A 14,175-nucleotide genomic window follows, 5' to 3' on the forward strand; every position below is an offset into this window, starting at 1 on the left:
ATGGCCGTGTGGCGGGAAAAGGGGCGCAAGACCTATCGCTACGACTTCCGCCAGGACGGCGAGCGCTATTACGGGACCACGGGCACGCGCCTGAAGTGGCAGGCGGTCGACGTCGAGCGCGACATGAAGGCCCTGGCCGCGCAGGGGCTGCTGACGCCCTGGCGCCCGCCGGCCGGCGAGCCCGCGGCCGTCCTCCAAGCCTGGTCGATCGCCGGCGAGATCACCGGCGGGGCCTACGGCCTGCCGGCCGACCTGCTGTCCAGCCAGAGCCGGGGCCGCGGGCCTAGGCCGCCGCGCGCCGCCTGGGAGGCCCGCAAGATGGCGGTGCACCTGGTGATCCTGGTCCTCGACTGCCCCTACGCGACACTGGCGCGCGCGATCGGGCTGAACAAGGACACCGTCGCCAGCCATTGCGCCGACATGCGCGAGGCCTGCGCCGAGAGCGACCGGGTCGAGCGGCTGAGCGAGGCGCTGGAAACCTGCCTGCGCACCCGCCTGGCCCTGGTCGACCTCGACGGGACCCGGACCCTCAGGAGCGCGGCGTGACGGACCGCCTCCCCAAAGATGTGGTTGTCGACGACGAGGAATGGCCGCGATGCCCCTGGTGCACGGCCGACATGATCGAGGCGACGGTCACGGTCGGGCAGATCTCCGACGCCTGGTCGCACTGGGGAGCCATGCGGCCGGAGCGTGGGCCGAACGGCGAGCCGGATCCCATCGGGATCGTCGCCGACTGCCCGACGTGTTGCCGGCCGTCGATGATCGCGTTGCAAGAGCACGACGGCCCCTATCCGACGCGCCACATTCGACTGCTCGCGGTTCGGACGCCCGCAGACCTGAAGCTGTTGAACGACACGGCGGGCGGCGGCAAATGACCGAACCCCTGCCGCCCCTCCCCTACGACTGGTCGGAGATCCGCAAGCGGCTGCAGGACCGCATCTGGGACCTGCTGGACCGGCTGAACCTGCGCAACGAGCTGGCGGGCGCCAGGGGCGACGGGGCGAGGATCTTCCCGCGCTCGCCGCTGCGCACCGACCGCAAGGCCGGGTCGTTCGTGATCTGGGTCGACGGCTACCGCGTGGGCGCGTGGAAGGATTACGCGGTCCCGGCGCACCACGGCGACGTGTTCGACCTGGTGATGCGCGTCGAGAAGCTGCGCTCCAAGATCGACGTGTACTGGTGGGCGCTCGATTTCCTTGGGCTGGAAAGACGCGGCGCCACCGACAACCCGCGCCGCAAGAGCGACATCGAGGCCGAGCGGGAGCGCCGCGACGCCGAGCGCCAGGCGGCCGAGGCGAAGATGCTGGCCGACGGCGAGGCCAAGAGCGCCGACCTGTTCAAGTTCTGGCTCAGCTGCGCGCCGCTGATGGGCTCGCCGGCCGAACGCTACCTGCGCGAGGCGCGGCGGATCCCGCTCGAGCGGCTGGCCCATGCGCCCGGCGCCCTGCGCTGGTCGCCGCTGTTCGAGCACGTCGACGCCCACGGCGAGGTGCACGAGTGGCGCAACGCCATGGTCAGCGCCATGACCCGCGGCAAGAAGCTGGCCGCCCTGCATTTCACGTTCCTGAAGCCGGACGGCTCGGGGAAGGCCGACCGCGAGAAGGCCAAGCTGATGCTGGGCCCGGTGAAGGGCTCGGCGATCCGGCTTTCCAGCGGCCCCACGGGCCTGTCGCCGACCAAGGCCGCCGCCGCCGGCAAGACCGGCCCGCTGGCGATCGGCGAGGGGATCGAGACCTGCCTGACGGTGGCCGCCGCGCGGCCCGACTACCGCGTCTGGGCGGCCGGCTCGCTGTCGCTGATGGGGCTGCTGGACTGGCCGCCCTGCGCCAGCGCCGTGGTGCTGCTGGGCGAGAACGACTGGAAGCCCGCGGCGCGCGAGGCCTTCCAGAAGATCCATGGCCACTGGCGCAGCCAGGCCAAGGGCCGGCCGCTCGAGGTGGTCAACTCCGCCGTGGGCTCCGATTTCAACGACTGGGCGAGGAAAGCGATATGAGCAGAACCCAACGCGCCCGGGAGGAATGGCGTCGCCATGTATGGACGCCAGAATATCTGAGTTTCGTCCTGCCCCTGACGCCCGATCAGGTGCTTCAGCCAGCGTCGCGCGGCGAGCTCGGCTGCACAATCGAGAGCCGCCTTGAGCTGCGCTGGGTGCAGCTGGCGCAACGATTGACCTGGCAATACGGCTTCACTGGCGCCCTGCAGCGGCTCAACGCCTACGCCGCCTGATGTCCGACCCAACCGACCCCTTCGCGGACATCGCCGCGGCGCTTCCGACGTTCGAGGACGACGCCGAGGCGATGATGAGCCTGCGCGAGCAGGCCATGCGCGACCCGCTGATGGGCGCGCCCATGGACGTGGCTGGGCCCGGCGAACCGGAGGAAATGATCGAGCCCGGCGGCTGGCACACGGCCGGCTACCTCGATCGCCGCACAGGCCTGCCGTCGAACTGCCCAGTCAAATCGCTGGGCCAGGGCTCCGACGGCGAGAGCTTCTACTTCCTCAACACCCTGGGCTCCGTGCACGTGCTGGCCCCCAACGCCGGCAAGGGCCACATCGACGCCCTGTTCGCCGGGCGTGGGCTCTACCTCAGCTGGGCCTGGCCACGCTGGTCGGCGCCCAAGAAGGGGCTGAGCTATGTCACCAACTGGGAGGCCGAGCAGGCCCGCCAGGCGCTGTTCGCGGCCTGCGCCTACAAGGGGACCTTCGAGCTCGAGGACCGGGTGCGCGGGCGCGGCGCGTGGCGCGACGACGACGGCAGCCTGATCTATCACGCCGGCGACGCGGTTTGGATCGCCGGCCGCTGGCGCCCGCCGGGGGAATATGGCCGTTTCATCTACCCCGGCCGGCCGCGCATCGGCCGCCCCGGCGAGCGCTACGAGGTCGCCGGAGAGGGTTCGCCCGGCGATCTGCTGTTCCAGGCCCTGCAGAGCTGGAATTGGGACCGTGGCGAGCTCGACGCGCGCCTGGCGCTGGGCTGGCTGATGACCGGCCTGGTGGGCGGGGCGCTCGAGCAGCGCCCGGTGGCCTACATCGTCGGCACTGAGGGCGCGGGCAAGTCGACCCTGCAGAAGCTGCTGCGCCTGGTGATGAACGGCGCCCTGGTCTCCACCTCGAACACCACCCAGGCCGGCATCTATCAGAAGGTCCGCCAGGACAGCATCGCGGTGATGGTCGACGAGCTCGAGGCCAAGGAGGACACCCGCACGACGGACAAGATCCTCGAGCTCGCCCGCATCGCCTACTCCGGCGACAAGATGCAGCGCGGCGGCAAGGATGGCGTCGGCCAGGAATTCGCGGTGATGAGCTCGTTCCTGTTCTCCTCGATCGCGCTGCCCGCCATGGACGCCCAGGACGCCAGCCGCATGGCCGTGCTGATGATGCGCGAGCGCGTGAAGCCGGCGAAGGGCGAGAAGCCCGTCGACGTGCTGAAGGATCTCGGCCTGCGCGACGGGGCCAAGGCCCAGGCGGTCGGCCGTCACCTGCTGCGCCGGATGTTCAAGTGGATGGAACGCTGGGACGCCCTGCGCGACGTGATGCGCGAGACCCTGCTGGCCGCCGGCCACGAGGACCGCGCCGCCGACACCTTCGGGGCCCTGATGGCCGGTTGCCACGTGGCGCTGAGCGACGACATGCCCGGCAAGGCCGACCTGGCCCAATGGACGGCCTGGCTCTCGGCCGACCAGCTGGCGGAGACGGCCACGCGCGAGAAGACCTGGCGCCGGTGCTTCACCCACATGCTGCAGGCGCAGCCGGACGTCTATCGGAGTTACGCGAAAAAGAGCGTGGCGGCCTATATCGAGGCCTGGCGCGACAAGGGCCACGTCGACGACGTGCTCGTGCGCCTCCCCGAGGTCGGGCTGTCGGTGAGCTGGCCCAAGGGCGCGCCGGAGGGCGACTTCCTCTCCGCCCGCCTGTTCGTGCCCGCGAAGCACCCTGCGCTGCACACGCTGTTCGCCGGCACGCCCTGGGCGGGCCGCATGGCCGCGCCCGGACCCTGGGCCGGCGTGCTGCGCCAGATGCCGCGCGAGCTCTGGGAAAACGGCAAATGCGACAAGGGCCTCGACCGCAAGGCCTCGGGGATCTTCATCAACCTGGCGGAGGCGTTGGAGGCATGACCTGCACCCGGCCGGCGCTGAGGTACATGGGCGGGAAGTGGCGCCTGGCCCCGCGGATCATCCAGCGGATGCCGCCGCACCGGACCTATCTAGAACCCTACGGCGGCGCGGCGAGCGTGCTTCTGCGCAAGCCCAGGGCCTTCCGCGAAATCTACAACGATCTCGACGGCGAGGTGGTGAACCTGTTTCGCGTGCTCCGCGATCGCTGCGCCGGCGCGGAGTTGGCGCGCCTGATCGAGCTGACGCCCTGGGCGCGCGCCGAATTCGAGGAAAGCTATCTCGAGGTTGAGGATCCGATCGAGCGCGCCAGGCGCACGATGGTGCGCAGCTTCATGGGCTTTGGATCGACGGCGGTGGCCCTGCGCCGGCGCACCGGCTTCCGGGCGCTGTCAGAGCGCGAGGGCAAGCCGCCGCAGGGCGACTGGATGGGTATGCCCGCCGCCATCGCGCAGATCTCCGAGCGGCTTTCCGGCGTGGTGATCGAGAACAAGCCCGCCATGGACCTGATGGCCGCCGTGGACGGCCCGGAAACCTTGATCTTCGCCGATCCCCCCTACGTGCACGCCACCCGGTCGAAGAAGCGAATTCACGGCTCGCTCGAGCACGCCTACGCCCACGAAATGACCGACGCCCAGCACGCCGAGCTGCTGGCCTGGCTGGCCGGTTGCGGGAGCATGGTGATGCTCTCCGGGTATCGGACGGATCTCTACGACGAGAAGCTGAAGGGCTGGGAGCGCTGCGAAGTCGCGGCTCATGCGCACGGTGGCCGCCCGCGCACCGAATGTCTCTGGATCAATCCCGCTGCCCAGCACGCCGCTGGCGGCCTTTTCGCGGCCTATGAGGGCTGATGGCCAGATTTGTAAACATCGCAGCCGCGGACGGCGGCCACTACCCCGTCAACCCCGACTTGGTGGCCTATCTGCGCCCGTCGGGAAAGGGCCTCGTCGGGATCGTGTTCGGCGCGGTGACCGGCGGCCTGCACGAGCTGCTGGTCGCCGGGCCGGTGGAGGCGGTCCTGGCGCAGCTGGAAGGCCGCGCCGAACCCGTATCTTCGAACTCTACGGCGCCGGCGGGGGTTGGCGGCGACGGAACGGCCCCAGGTCGCGCGCCAGCGCCGCCAGCCGCTCCGAGAGGGCGGCGAGCAGCCCGCGCGCAGCCGGATAATCCCGACCCTCCCGCGCGGCTTGGCGAACGCGCCTGACGGTCCGCTCGTTCGTGTCGGTGAGGCGAGCCATGGGCGCCGCCCATTCCGACCCGAAAAGCTCCTCACCGGCCTCGGCGACGATCTCGGACGGGTAACGCGCGCCGGCCGCGCGCTTCGCGCCTGGCGGGGCCTGTCGTAGATCGCCCATCAGAAAAGCTCCCCTTGATCGCGGCGGACTAGATCAAACAGGCCGCCGGCCGGCAAGGGCTCGGCCGCGCGCGGCTGGGCGCGCCGGCGCTGTTCGAGCTCGATGGCTTGCCGTGTGGAGATCGAGCCGGTGGCCAGCGATGGCGCCCGCTGGTCGACCACGTGCAAGCCGTCAGCCACGGCTCTGGCGATCCAGGCGTCTAGCGCTGGCTGGTCGACCGGCGGCCGAAAGCGCCTGATCCCCACCAGGAACGGCCGCCCGTCGTCGTAGCAGGCCTCCAGGGGCTCTCTGGCGTCGCCGGTGTCGCGGACCACCAGGGCGATGATCTGGCCAGTCAGCGGCGGGCGGTTCCAGACGACCGGCCGCGGCGCGCCGGCCGGCACGCCGCCCTCGATCACGGAAAAGCGGGTCATGTGTCGACCTCCTCTGTGACATCCTCGCTCTCGCTCGGGCTGCAGGTTGTCCCGCAGCTCGGGCAATCGTCGTCGACCTCGCAGGCCCATTCGTCGTCCCATGCACAGCCGCAGGGGCACTCATAGGAGTTGATCAGCCAGCGGCCGTCGGCCTCGAAGGCCTCGCGGTTGAAGGCGCTCATCGCTCAGGCCTCCCGACGGCGGCTGTTGAGCTCGAAGGCGCCCACGCGATTGCCGTTAACGTCCCAAGGCTCGCCCTCGAGCTCGCCGGCCTCGATCCGCTTCGCCACTTGGCGCAAGATGCGGGCAACCTCCGAGGCGGCGCCGTCGTCGAACGCCGCGTTGTGTGTGTCAATCTCAAGTCTGAACATCGTCGGTCCTTTCCGAAGGTCCGGCGGGCCCATTGCCCGACGGCGAGCTCTGGCGCTCGAAACTGCACCCGGCGCGCCAGGTGCAGGGCGAGAGCGTCAGCGGCTCAATAGCTCCGCACCAGGCGCACCCCTTCGGCCGTCGGCGACGGCTTGGCCGCCGCCGGCGGCAAGGTGGCGACGCAGACGGCGCGCACGTAGGCATGGTCGCCGCGATCCATGTGGAATGGCGTGGCGAACTCGCCGATGCGGAGGCGGGCTTCGAGGTGGTTGCGTTCGAGGTCGGTCAGCAGCGCCAGGGCGGCGAGCGTGGCGGCCCTGTGAGGGTCGCTGATCTCCTGGCGCACGAACACGAAATCGGCCCCGAAGTGGACAGGCTCGTTAGGGGCGCTGGCCAGCGCATGGACATGGCCGCCCTTGTAATCGGTCATGCCGTCGAAATAGCCACCTTGGAAGGTGTTCGCGATGCGCTCTACATCGGCCACGGCAGGCCCGTCTGTATAGGTGACGTGGATGCTCGCGCCGCCTGAGTAGGTATCCGACCGCACAGAGAATTTGACGGCCGGAAAAGCTTCCTTCAGCGCCGTGCGGATCAGCTTCGCGGTCTCTGCGCAGCTCAGATAACGGGTTTCCGCATGCACGGCGGCAGGATGGTTGACCACTTTGGCCATGGCGATGGGTCCTTTCCCTTCGCGCCCCGACCCATTGCCAGGGCGCTAACTGTCCGTATATCGGACACCCAAGGCCGCGTCAAGCGGCCGTGCAAAGCCTTGTGTCGGACAGGCGGCCGGCTGCGTCAGCAGGCGGGCGCCGGTGCGTCCGACACTCCGCCTTCCCTATCCCTTGGCCCGGACCCCACGCTGGTTAGAAGCCAATGCTAGGCCCGCTCATCCGACCCGGACCCGAGCCCCCTTAGCGTGAAAAGTGCAGCTTCGCCGCCGGCCAGGGTTCCTTGAGGGTTCTGGCGAGGGTTCTACCCAAAGGCGAGCGTGATCAGGGCCTTAGCGCCCATCGAACCCTTAGAACCCAGAGAACCCGGCTCCGCTCACACATGCGCGGCCTGTTGGGCTCGTCGCCTTGCACATGCACGAGATTGAGGGTTCTCACGGTTCTAAGGGTTCTATGACGCCTAATCCCCGGAAAATGCGGGAAAAATGGCAGAACCCTAGCCAGAACTCACCGAACCGCCCTAAAATAATCGTCGAAAATGAGCCAGCACCTCCTGCCCCTTGTCGAGAGCCCACCTGGTCGCCGTCGGGGCCGGCCGCCGGGCGCGCGCAACAAGCGCTCGAGCGACCTGGCCAGGTACGTCGAGGCGACCTTTGGCGGCATGACGCCGGGCCAGCAGGCCGCGGAGCTCGCCCTGGTGAGGCCGGCGGACCTGAAGAAGGCCAAGGCGCTGGCGGTGCACTTCGGGATCCTCGAGCCGGAGATCCCCCTGCTGATGCTGGCCATGGCCGTGAAGGCCCGCCAGCTGGCCCGGGCGATCGGCTGCGACCCCAAGGAGGCCTGGCTGCTGCTGCAGAAGGAGCGCGCCGAGCTGCTGGGCTACGTCCACCAGAAGCTGCCGGCCGCGTCGGACCCCAAGGGCAAGGCCCTGGCGACCGTGTTCCTGGTGCCGGAGGGCGAGGCGGCCGAGGCCTCGCAGCTCGCCGACTTCAGCGACGAGGCCGAGCTTGAATTCGTTGGGGATTTGCCCGCCGACGTCGAGCAGGTCGGACGCCCGAAGTCGGACGAGACAGCCTAAGCAGCTGATCGCGCACGGCTTCCAGCCCGGCCGCCCGCTGATGTCAAATCAGCCGGACGCGCTCTGAGGGAACCCTGGCTGGTCGGAGGGCCGGCACCCTGACAGGCCCCCCACCCCCCTTTTCGCGGGCGTCGTCGAAGAGGCGGGGCTTCTTCCGTCAGGCACAACCCCGTTCACGCGTCATCCGACCGCCTGTCGGAGGGCCCCAACCTGTCCTCATCGAACGGGTCAGGGTCGGGGGAAGCCCGCGTGCATCAGCAAAATGAACTTGACCTGCGCCGCTGGGATTTCGCCGGCCCGGTCGCCAAGGCCTACGAGCTGTCCCGCCACACGGTGGCGATGATCGTAGGGCCGGTGGGTGGGGGGAAGTCGACGGCTTCGATCCGTCGGTATCTCCGCGTCGCAACTTGGCAGCAGCCTAGCCCTCGCGATGGAAAGCGCAAGGCCAAGATCCTGTGTCTCTGCCCGACCTATCGGCGGGCCCATGACCAGATCATCCCGTCGTACCGCAAGGTGCTCCCCGAGACGATGGGCGAGTTCCGCGGCGCGCGCGGCGACCCGGTCGACCACATTTTCGACATCGACGTGTCGCTCAGGGGCCAGCGCACCACCTTGCACCTCGAGGTGCTGTTCCGGGCGGTCAACGACCTCGACATCGAGGACTTCTTCCGCGGCTTCGAGATCACCGCCATCCACCTGCCCGAGGCCGACACCAACGGCGACCTGGCGCAGATCCTTTCGCTCGGCATGACCCGCGTCGGCCGCTACCCGGAGCCCGAGGACCGCGACGAGCACGCCGAGCCGGGCTTCAGCGGCATCTTCGGCGACGCCAACGCCCCGATCATCGGCTCGGCCTTCCATGATCGGTTCTACCTGAAGCGCATGCCCGACGGCACGGCGGCCCCGGAGGTCGACCGGCTCTACAAACAGCCCTCGGGCCTCTCCCCGCAGGCCGAGAACATGGTCAACCTGCGCAAGATCCGAAAGGACTTCTACGAGTTCCAGCGGACGTTCATCGAGCGCTACGACCAGGGCCGGATGATCGAGGTGAAGCCGGGCTTCGGGCGCCACGGCATGCCCGTGCACCCGGACTTCGACGAGGATGTGCACGTCTCGGCCTCCTCGATCGAGGTCGACCGCTTCTCGCCGGTCTATATCGGCATCGACGCCGGCTCCAACACCCTGAAACCGGCCGCCACCTTCAGCCAGCGCAGCTATGGCGGCCAATGGCGCACCCTGGCCGAGATCTACCTGCCCGACGCCGAGCAGCTGTCGACGCCGGAGTTCGGGGCGGAGATCCGGCGCATCATGGAGAGCCGCTTCCAGGCCGCGCCGGGCGCCATGCTGTGCCTCGATCCGGCCGCCGGGTCCCGCAACGCCTCGACCGAGTTCACCACGGCCCAGGAGCTGCAGAGCCTGACGAACATTGAGGCCCAGCTGGCGCCCTCCAACCAGCCGAAGCACCGCCGCTCGGCCATCATCCGGCTGTTTCGGACCACCATCGGCGTCAAGCAGCCGGCGAAGATCATCGACCCGAGCTGCCGGGGGCTTCTGGCCGGCTACGCGGGCGGCTTCCACTACCCCCTGCGCAAGGGCGTCCAGGCGCTGGGCCCGCTGAAGAACAGCTACAGCCATGTGTGCGAGGCCGACGAGTACGCGGCGCTCACGATCGAGGGCATCGGACCCTCGGAGGGCCGCTTCATCCGTCCACACGGTGACGGCTCCGATGATGCGCCCAAGGGAATTTACGCGGACTAGGAGACGGCGGTGGGCAAAGGCTTCCTGAACGCGGGCATCTCGGCGCTGGCCCTGGCCGGCGCCATCGCCTGCCTGGCGATCGCTCCGGCCCACGCCGAGATGGTCCAGATCGACCAGAACATCCCCGGCGCCAACCAGGTGGGGCTGAAGGCCGGCGAGAACCACTCCGGCGAGGTCGGCGGCCATACAACGATCGCCGGCGCCAGCTTCACCACCCCGGCCAGCGTCGTCGCCTATGCCTCCGGCAATCTGATCGCCAATTCGGCCACCGCCGGGTCTGTCGTCCCGCTGAGCTTCACGGTCTGCCGGGTCAACGCGGGCACCGGCATGGTGCGGCGGGCGCGGATCAAGACGCCTGACACCGGCTTTGCCGGCGTCACCGTGACCCTGAAGCTCTACCGCGACAGCCCGACCAACACCAACGGCGACCATGGGGCGTGGCTGACGACCGAGAGCAACTATCTGGGCTCCATGCCCGTGACCTTCGACCAGCACTTTTCGGACGCCGAGAAGGGCATCGGTGCACCCGCGATCGGCAGCGAGATCAACTTCGATTGCGCCGGCGGTTCGCAGATCATCTACGGCGAGGTTGTCGCCGGCGGCGCGATCACCCCGCAGGGCGCTAAGCTGATGTCGGTGACCCTCGAGACGCTGGTCAACTGACCATGCTGCGCAGGTTCCTCGCCGCAGCCTTCGCGGTCCTCGCGCTTCACATCCCCGCCGCACCGGCTTCGGCCCAGGTGGTCGGCCCCGTCGGCGCGGCAATCCTTGGCGCGCCCGATCCGTACCAGGGCACCGTCCTCGCCATCGACTTCGCTGGCGTGAAGACCAGCGGCGTGCCGCGCTACCAGCTGGGCGCCACGCGCTACGTCAGTTTCACCGATGTCCCCGGCCTGAGCGTATCGCGCCCGTCAACGGAATATGCCGAGCAGCTGGACGGCTCGCTCGTCAGCTTCGCCTCCAACATCCCCGCCATCACCAACAATGGCCTCGCCGTCTGGGAGGCGCGGACCAACCTGCTGCTGCAGTCGAACACTTTCAGTACCTCGTGGATCGCCGAGAACGCCAGCGCCACGGCCAACGCGACCACGGCCCCAGACGCCACAAATACCGGCTGGAAGCTGCTTGAGAACTCGAGCACCGCGACCCAGCATGATTACGCCCAAGTTGTCTCCAAGGCGGCGTCGGCGATCACCTATACGGCTACGATCTACGCAAAGGCGGCCGAGCGCACATGGATGAACTTTCAGGCCAGCGACGCTGTTGCGAATGGCAATCGATTTTTCTTCAACCTCTCCACCTGCGCTGCCGACACGATCTCGAATATCGGCGCTGGCTTCGCAAGCCCAACGTTCTCGGCTTCAGCCAAGGTGAACGGTTGGTGCCGCCTAAGCATCACCTTCACGAGCAACACGGGCACGTCCGTCGCGATCGTTCCGATGCTCGCCCTGGACCACAGCACGACCTCGTACGCTGGCGATGGGGTCAGCGGCGCCTTCATTTTTGGCGCTACGCTGGAGCAGGCAAGCTTCGCCAGCCCATACAACCCCACCACCTCAGCCACGGCGACCCGCGCCGCGGACAGCATTTCGATCAGCGGCCTTTCCGTCCCAACGCCCTACACCCTGGTCGCCGGTGTCTCGCTTCCGGTGAGGTTGGGTGGGGACTTCATCACCAGCACACCCGACCTGCACAATTCACAAGGCATCTACTATTCCGGCAGCGTCCGTTCGTTTGTCGTCGTTGCCGATGTCATCGTCGCGAACCCCGGCGCAATTGTCGCACCGGCTCTGGGCACGCCGTTCGGAGCGGCGGCGCGGTTCCAGACCAACGATGTGAATGTTGCCGCGAGCCGTGTCCTGGGCAGTCACGTGACCTCCGTCACCCCGCTCTCGATGACGACGCTCGGCTTTGGACCGAACCCAAACGGCGGGTTCTCCGGCGGATACCCGGATGGCTTCATCCGGCGGGCCGTTGTCTATCCGCGCGCCTTTTCTGACACTGAGCTTCAGGGAGCCTCGCAGTGATCCGCGCTCTATGCATCGCCTTGTTCGTCAGCGTTGCGGCGACCGCGGCGCACGCCGAACTGGATGGCCCTCTATCTGTCGTCGACATGGCCCATCCGCAGACCGCCACACTGGAAGGTCACGCCTACATCACCTATCCCGCGGCGCCGGGCGTGCACGTGATCTGCACGGCTTCCTTCTATGTCGCCCACGCCGACGTGCTGGCGACCTACCGTGACGCCATCCAGGTGAACCTGCAGGCCGTCTATGCCGGCGACGATCCGGCCAATCCACACGCCACTGTCGCGCTCACCTTCCCCGACCAGGCCACGGCCGACGCGGTGAGGGCCCAACTGCTGCCCTAGGGCGGTTCATCCGACCGCCGCGCGGTCCCCATAGCCTGAACCTCTCGACGAGGAGCAAAGCGTGTCCGGTCTGTTCGGCGGTCCCAAGGTTCCGAGCCCCCTGCCCGTCGTCAATCCGGCGGACACGGCCAACCGGCTGAACAGCGCCCTCGCGCGCCGCCTGCAGGCCGGCGGCACCAACGCTGACAACGTCTCCGCCGAGACCGCGCCGACCGCCGGCGCCCGCCTGCCGACCCTGACGGGGCTCAACTGATGGCCGACCCAGCCGCGCCCGCGATCATCGGCGCGACCCGCGAGGTCGACGACTATCTGCGCCAGTTCGAGACCCTGCGGCTGAACCGGGTCGACTACGACCGCAAGTGGCAGCTCGTCTCCGACTACATCCTGCCGCGCCGCGACTTCAGCGTCACCCAGCGGCCCAACCAGCTGCGCCCGCACCGGGTGACAAGCTCGACGGCGACCAATTCCAACACCCGGCTGGCGGCCCTGCTGCTGGCCTACCTGGTGGACCCCACGCGGCCGTTCCTGCTGCCCAACGTCAAGCGCGGCCTGGCCATGGCCGGACGGTCGACGGATCTCGACGCCGCCGGCCTCGACTACCTGTCGAACCTCGAGTGGTCGATCTTCGATCACCTGATGCTGCCGCGCGCCCAGCTGATGCTGCGGCTCAATTCGATGCTCAAGGAGTTCTGCGCCTTCGGCTGCGGCGTGCTGTGGACCGGTCGCCGGCGCGGCTTCGGACCCTACTTCAACTCGCGCCCCGTGCAGGCCTGCTGGTGGAGCGAGAACGAGGAAGGGGTGATCGACACCCTCTACTTCAAGATGATGCTGCCGCTCTACCGGGTGTTCGCCCGCTGGCCGGCGGCGGCCGAGCTGCAGGGCTGGAAGCAGATCGCCGAGAAGCAGGGCCGCACCGCCGACGAGATGGAGCTGACCAGCATCGTCATCGCCTGCCGCCCGCGGCCGGGCGGCAAGGGCGGCGCCGTGGCTGAGGCCAAGCCGTTCGCCTATGTGGTGATCGCCGAGGACAAGAAGGCGGTCATCGAGACCTCCGGCTACGACAGCTTCCCCTATTCGGTGTTCCGCTATGACCCGATGCCGGGGCAGGCCTATGCCGAGGGGCCGGGCTGCCAGGTGCTGCCCGACGTCATGGTGCTCAACCACCTGCAGCAGGGGATCGAGAACAGCGCCAGCCAGAAGGCCGAGCCGGCGCTGGCGGTCCCGGCCCGGATGTTCGGCAAGAGCCTCGACCGCCGCCCGGGCGCGATCAATTCGTACAACCCCGCGGGCCTTGGCCTGCAGCGCGCCGACCAGGCGATCCTGAAGCTCGACTTCACCGGCAACCCGACCGAGGCGATCGCCTTCCGCAAGGAACTGATCAACGACATCGAGATCGGCTACTTCACCGACTGGCTGCGCCTGCGCGAGGCCGGCGACATGACCGCCGAGGAAGTCAACGAGCGGCGCGATCTCCGCCTGCGCGGCATGAGCTCGATCGTCGCCAACTGCGAACAGCCGATGAGCGTGCTGGGCGACCGCAGCCTCGAGGCCCTGGCCGCCGAGGGCGTGCTGGCGCCGGCCCCGCCCTCGATCGCCAAGGCCGACGTCGACTGGGAATATGCCGGGCCGCTGGCCGTGGCGCAGCTCTCCGGCAACGTCCGCTCCATGCTGCAGCTGCTCAACGCCTGGGCGCTGACCTCCAAGGCCGATCCGGCCGCCGGCCAGACCGTCGACCTCGAGGAGAGCCTGCGGGTGATCGCCGACGGCCTGGGGACGCCGGCCAGCGTGCTCCGCTCGCGCGCGGCTGTGGCCCAGGCCCGCGCCCAGCAGGCCCAGCAGCAGCAGGACCAACACCAGGCCGAGATCGCCGCCAAGGCGGGGCAGGCCGTGGGCGCCGCAGGCCAGGGCATGGCCGCCGTCGCCGGCGCCGGCCAGGACCAGGGCGCGCCGCCGCCGCCGACCGCCGGCGGACCGCCCGCGCCCTTCGCGCCAGCCTCACCGTTCGCCCAAGCGGCCTAGCCGCTCCCGTTCACCCGGCATGGAGAGGAAAG

The 14,175-nt window shown here is 68.9% G+C and carries 18 protein-coding genes; 13 read left to right on the forward strand and 5 right to left on the reverse strand.

The window, feature by feature from the left end; all coding sequences use genetic code 11:
• Genes VGT80_RS04290 through VGT80_RS04315 form a run of 6 tightly spaced genes read left to right on the forward strand, consistent with a single transcriptional unit; the run spans window position 1 to window position 4,963 of the window.
• Window positions 1–546 (forward strand): hypothetical protein, encoded by a 546-nt coding sequence (locus VGT80_RS04290; RefSeq protein WP_327453220.1) that lies wholly within the window; start codon window positions 1–3, stop codon window positions 544–546.
• A complete protein-coding gene (locus VGT80_RS04295) occupies window positions 543–875 on the forward strand; it encodes a hypothetical protein (RefSeq protein ID WP_327453222.1) in 333 nt (110 codons plus the stop codon). Before VGT80_RS04290 ends, VGT80_RS04295 begins: the two co-directional genes overlap by 4 nt.
• A complete protein-coding gene (locus tag VGT80_RS04300; RefSeq protein ID WP_327453224.1) occupies window positions 872–1,993 on the forward strand; it encodes a DUF7146 domain-containing protein in 1,122 nt (373 codons plus the stop codon). Before VGT80_RS04295 ends, VGT80_RS04300 begins: the two co-directional genes overlap by 4 nt.
• Window positions 1,990–2,226: a hypothetical protein gene (locus tag VGT80_RS04305; protein ID WP_327453226.1), complete on the forward strand. Its 237-nt coding sequence runs from the start codon at window positions 1,990–1,992 to the stop codon at window positions 2,224–2,226. Before VGT80_RS04300 ends, VGT80_RS04305 begins: the two co-directional genes overlap by 4 nt.
• On the forward strand, window positions 2,226–4,115 hold the full coding sequence (locus VGT80_RS04310; protein ID WP_327453228.1) for a hypothetical protein: 1,890 nt from the start codon (window positions 2,226–2,228) through the stop codon (window positions 4,113–4,115). Before VGT80_RS04305 ends, VGT80_RS04310 begins: the two co-directional genes overlap by 1 nt.
• Window positions 4,112–4,963, forward strand: a complete 852-nt coding sequence (locus VGT80_RS04315; protein ID WP_327453230.1) for a DNA adenine methylase — start codon at window positions 4,112–4,114, stop codon at window positions 4,961–4,963. Before VGT80_RS04310 ends, VGT80_RS04315 begins: the two co-directional genes overlap by 4 nt.
• A gap of 210 nt (window positions 4,964–5,173) precedes the next feature.
• Here the strand turns inward: VGT80_RS04315 and VGT80_RS04320 are convergent, their stop codons facing one another.
• The 5 genes from VGT80_RS04320 to VGT80_RS04340 form a co-directional block, all read right to left on the reverse strand.
• Complete coding sequence (locus tag VGT80_RS04320; RefSeq protein ID WP_327453232.1) at window positions 5,174–5,467, reverse strand: hypothetical protein; 294 nt, start codon at window positions 5,465–5,467, stop codon at window positions 5,174–5,176.
• A complete protein-coding gene (locus VGT80_RS04325) occupies window positions 5,467–5,880 on the reverse strand; it encodes a hypothetical protein (RefSeq protein WP_327453233.1) in 414 nt (137 codons plus the stop codon). Before VGT80_RS04325 ends, VGT80_RS04320 begins: the two co-directional genes overlap by 1 nt.
• Window positions 5,877–6,062 carry a hypothetical protein gene (locus VGT80_RS04330; RefSeq protein ID WP_327453235.1) on the reverse strand — a complete coding sequence of 62 codons (186 nt, stop codon included), beginning with the start codon at window positions 6,060–6,062 and terminating at the stop codon, window positions 5,877–5,879. Before VGT80_RS04330 ends, VGT80_RS04325 begins: the two co-directional genes overlap by 4 nt.
• A 3-nt stretch (window positions 6,063–6,065) precedes the next feature.
• The gene (locus VGT80_RS04335; RefSeq protein ID WP_327453237.1) at window positions 6,066–6,251 is read right to left on the reverse strand and encodes a hypothetical protein; all 186 of its coding nucleotides are present in this window, start codon (window positions 6,249–6,251) and stop codon (window positions 6,066–6,068) included.
• Between the two features lie 104 nt (window positions 6,252–6,355).
• Window positions 6,356–6,919, reverse strand: a complete 564-nt coding sequence (locus VGT80_RS04340; RefSeq protein WP_327453239.1) for an LPD29 domain-containing protein — start codon at window positions 6,917–6,919, stop codon at window positions 6,356–6,358.
• Window positions 6,920–7,455: 536 nt separating this feature from the next.
• Between VGT80_RS04340 and VGT80_RS04345 the strand changes: the two genes are divergently transcribed.
• The 7 genes from VGT80_RS04345 to VGT80_RS04375 all read left to right on the forward strand — a co-directional run bounded on the left by VGT80_RS04345 (window position 7,456) and on the right by VGT80_RS04375 (window position 14,143).
• The gene (locus VGT80_RS04345) at window positions 7,456–7,995 is read left to right on the forward strand and encodes a hypothetical protein (protein ID WP_327453241.1); all 540 of its coding nucleotides are present in this window, start codon (window positions 7,456–7,458) and stop codon (window positions 7,993–7,995) included.
• Between the two features lie 249 nt (window positions 7,996–8,244).
• Window positions 8,245–9,753, forward strand: a complete 1,509-nt coding sequence (locus VGT80_RS04350; protein ID WP_327453243.1) for a hypothetical protein — start codon at window positions 8,245–8,247, stop codon at window positions 9,751–9,753.
• A gap of 9 nt (window positions 9,754–9,762) precedes the next feature.
• The gene (locus tag VGT80_RS04355; RefSeq protein ID WP_327453245.1) at window positions 9,763–10,416 is read left to right on the forward strand and encodes a hypothetical protein; all 654 of its coding nucleotides are present in this window, start codon (window positions 9,763–9,765) and stop codon (window positions 10,414–10,416) included.
• A gap of 2 nt (window positions 10,417–10,418) precedes the next feature.
• Window positions 10,419–11,780, forward strand: a complete 1,362-nt coding sequence (locus VGT80_RS04360; protein WP_327453246.1) for a phage head spike fiber domain-containing protein — start codon at window positions 10,419–10,421, stop codon at window positions 11,778–11,780.
• Window positions 11,777–12,124 (forward strand): hypothetical protein, encoded by a 348-nt coding sequence (locus VGT80_RS04365; RefSeq protein ID WP_327453247.1) that lies wholly within the window; start codon window positions 11,777–11,779, stop codon window positions 12,122–12,124. Before VGT80_RS04360 ends, VGT80_RS04365 begins: the two co-directional genes overlap by 4 nt.
• Window positions 12,125–12,185: 61 nt before the next feature.
• Complete coding sequence (locus tag VGT80_RS04370) at window positions 12,186–12,377, forward strand: hypothetical protein (protein WP_327453249.1); 192 nt, start codon at window positions 12,186–12,188, stop codon at window positions 12,375–12,377.
• The gene (locus VGT80_RS04375) at window positions 12,377–14,143 is read left to right on the forward strand and encodes a portal protein (protein WP_327453250.1); all 1,767 of its coding nucleotides are present in this window, start codon (window positions 12,377–12,379) and stop codon (window positions 14,141–14,143) included. The genes VGT80_RS04370 and VGT80_RS04375 overlap by 1 nt, the downstream gene beginning before the upstream one ends.
• The last annotated feature ends 32 nt before the right edge of the window (window positions 14,144–14,175 follow it).

This window comes from Phenylobacterium sp. (assembly GCF_035944335.1).
Taxonomy (GTDB): domain Bacteria; phylum Pseudomonadota; class Alphaproteobacteria; order Caulobacterales; family Caulobacteraceae; genus Phenylobacterium.

What these genes read in the sequence shown, in the direction of transcription:
- VGT80_RS04290 (WP_327453220.1), top strand. Translation starts at nt 1, where the DNA reads ATGGCCGTGTGGCGGGAAAAGGGGCGCAAGACCTATCGCTACGACTTC.
- VGT80_RS04300 (WP_327453224.1), top strand. Translation starts at nt 872, where the DNA reads ATGACCGAACCCCTGCCGCCCCTCCCCTACGACTGGTCGGAGATCCGC.
- VGT80_RS04305 (WP_327453226.1), top strand. Translation starts at nt 1,990, where the DNA reads ATGAGCAGAACCCAACGCGCCCGGGAGGAATGGCGTCGCCATGTATGG.
- VGT80_RS04310 (WP_327453228.1), top strand. Translation starts at nt 2,226, where the DNA reads ATGTCCGACCCAACCGACCCCTTCGCGGACATCGCCGCGGCGCTTCCG.
- VGT80_RS04315 (WP_327453230.1), top strand. Translation starts at nt 4,112, where the DNA reads ATGACCTGCACCCGGCCGGCGCTGAGGTACATGGGCGGGAAGTGGCGC.
- VGT80_RS04320 (WP_327453232.1), bottom strand. Translation starts at nt 5,467, where the DNA reads ATGGGCGATCTACGACAGGCCCCGCCAGGCGCGAAGCGCGCGGCCGGC.
- VGT80_RS04325 (WP_327453233.1), bottom strand. Translation starts at nt 5,880, where the DNA reads ATGACCCGCTTTTCCGTGATCGAGGGCGGCGTGCCGGCCGGCGCGCCG.
- VGT80_RS04330 (WP_327453235.1), bottom strand. Translation starts at nt 6,062, where the DNA reads ATGAGCGCCTTCAACCGCGAGGCCTTCGAGGCCGACGGCCGCTGGCTG.
- VGT80_RS04335 (WP_327453237.1), bottom strand. Translation starts at nt 6,251, where the DNA reads ATGTTCAGACTTGAGATTGACACACACAACGCGGCGTTCGACGACGGC.
- VGT80_RS04340 (WP_327453239.1), bottom strand. Translation starts at nt 6,919, where the DNA reads ATGGCCAAAGTGGTCAACCATCCTGCCGCCGTGCATGCGGAAACCCGT.
- VGT80_RS04345 (WP_327453241.1), top strand. Translation starts at nt 7,456, where the DNA reads ATGAGCCAGCACCTCCTGCCCCTTGTCGAGAGCCCACCTGGTCGCCGT.
- VGT80_RS04360 (WP_327453246.1), top strand. Translation starts at nt 10,419, where the DNA reads ATGCTGCGCAGGTTCCTCGCCGCAGCCTTCGCGGTCCTCGCGCTTCAC.
- VGT80_RS04375 (WP_327453250.1), top strand. Translation starts at nt 12,377, where the DNA reads ATGGCCGACCCAGCCGCGCCCGCGATCATCGGCGCGACCCGCGAGGTC.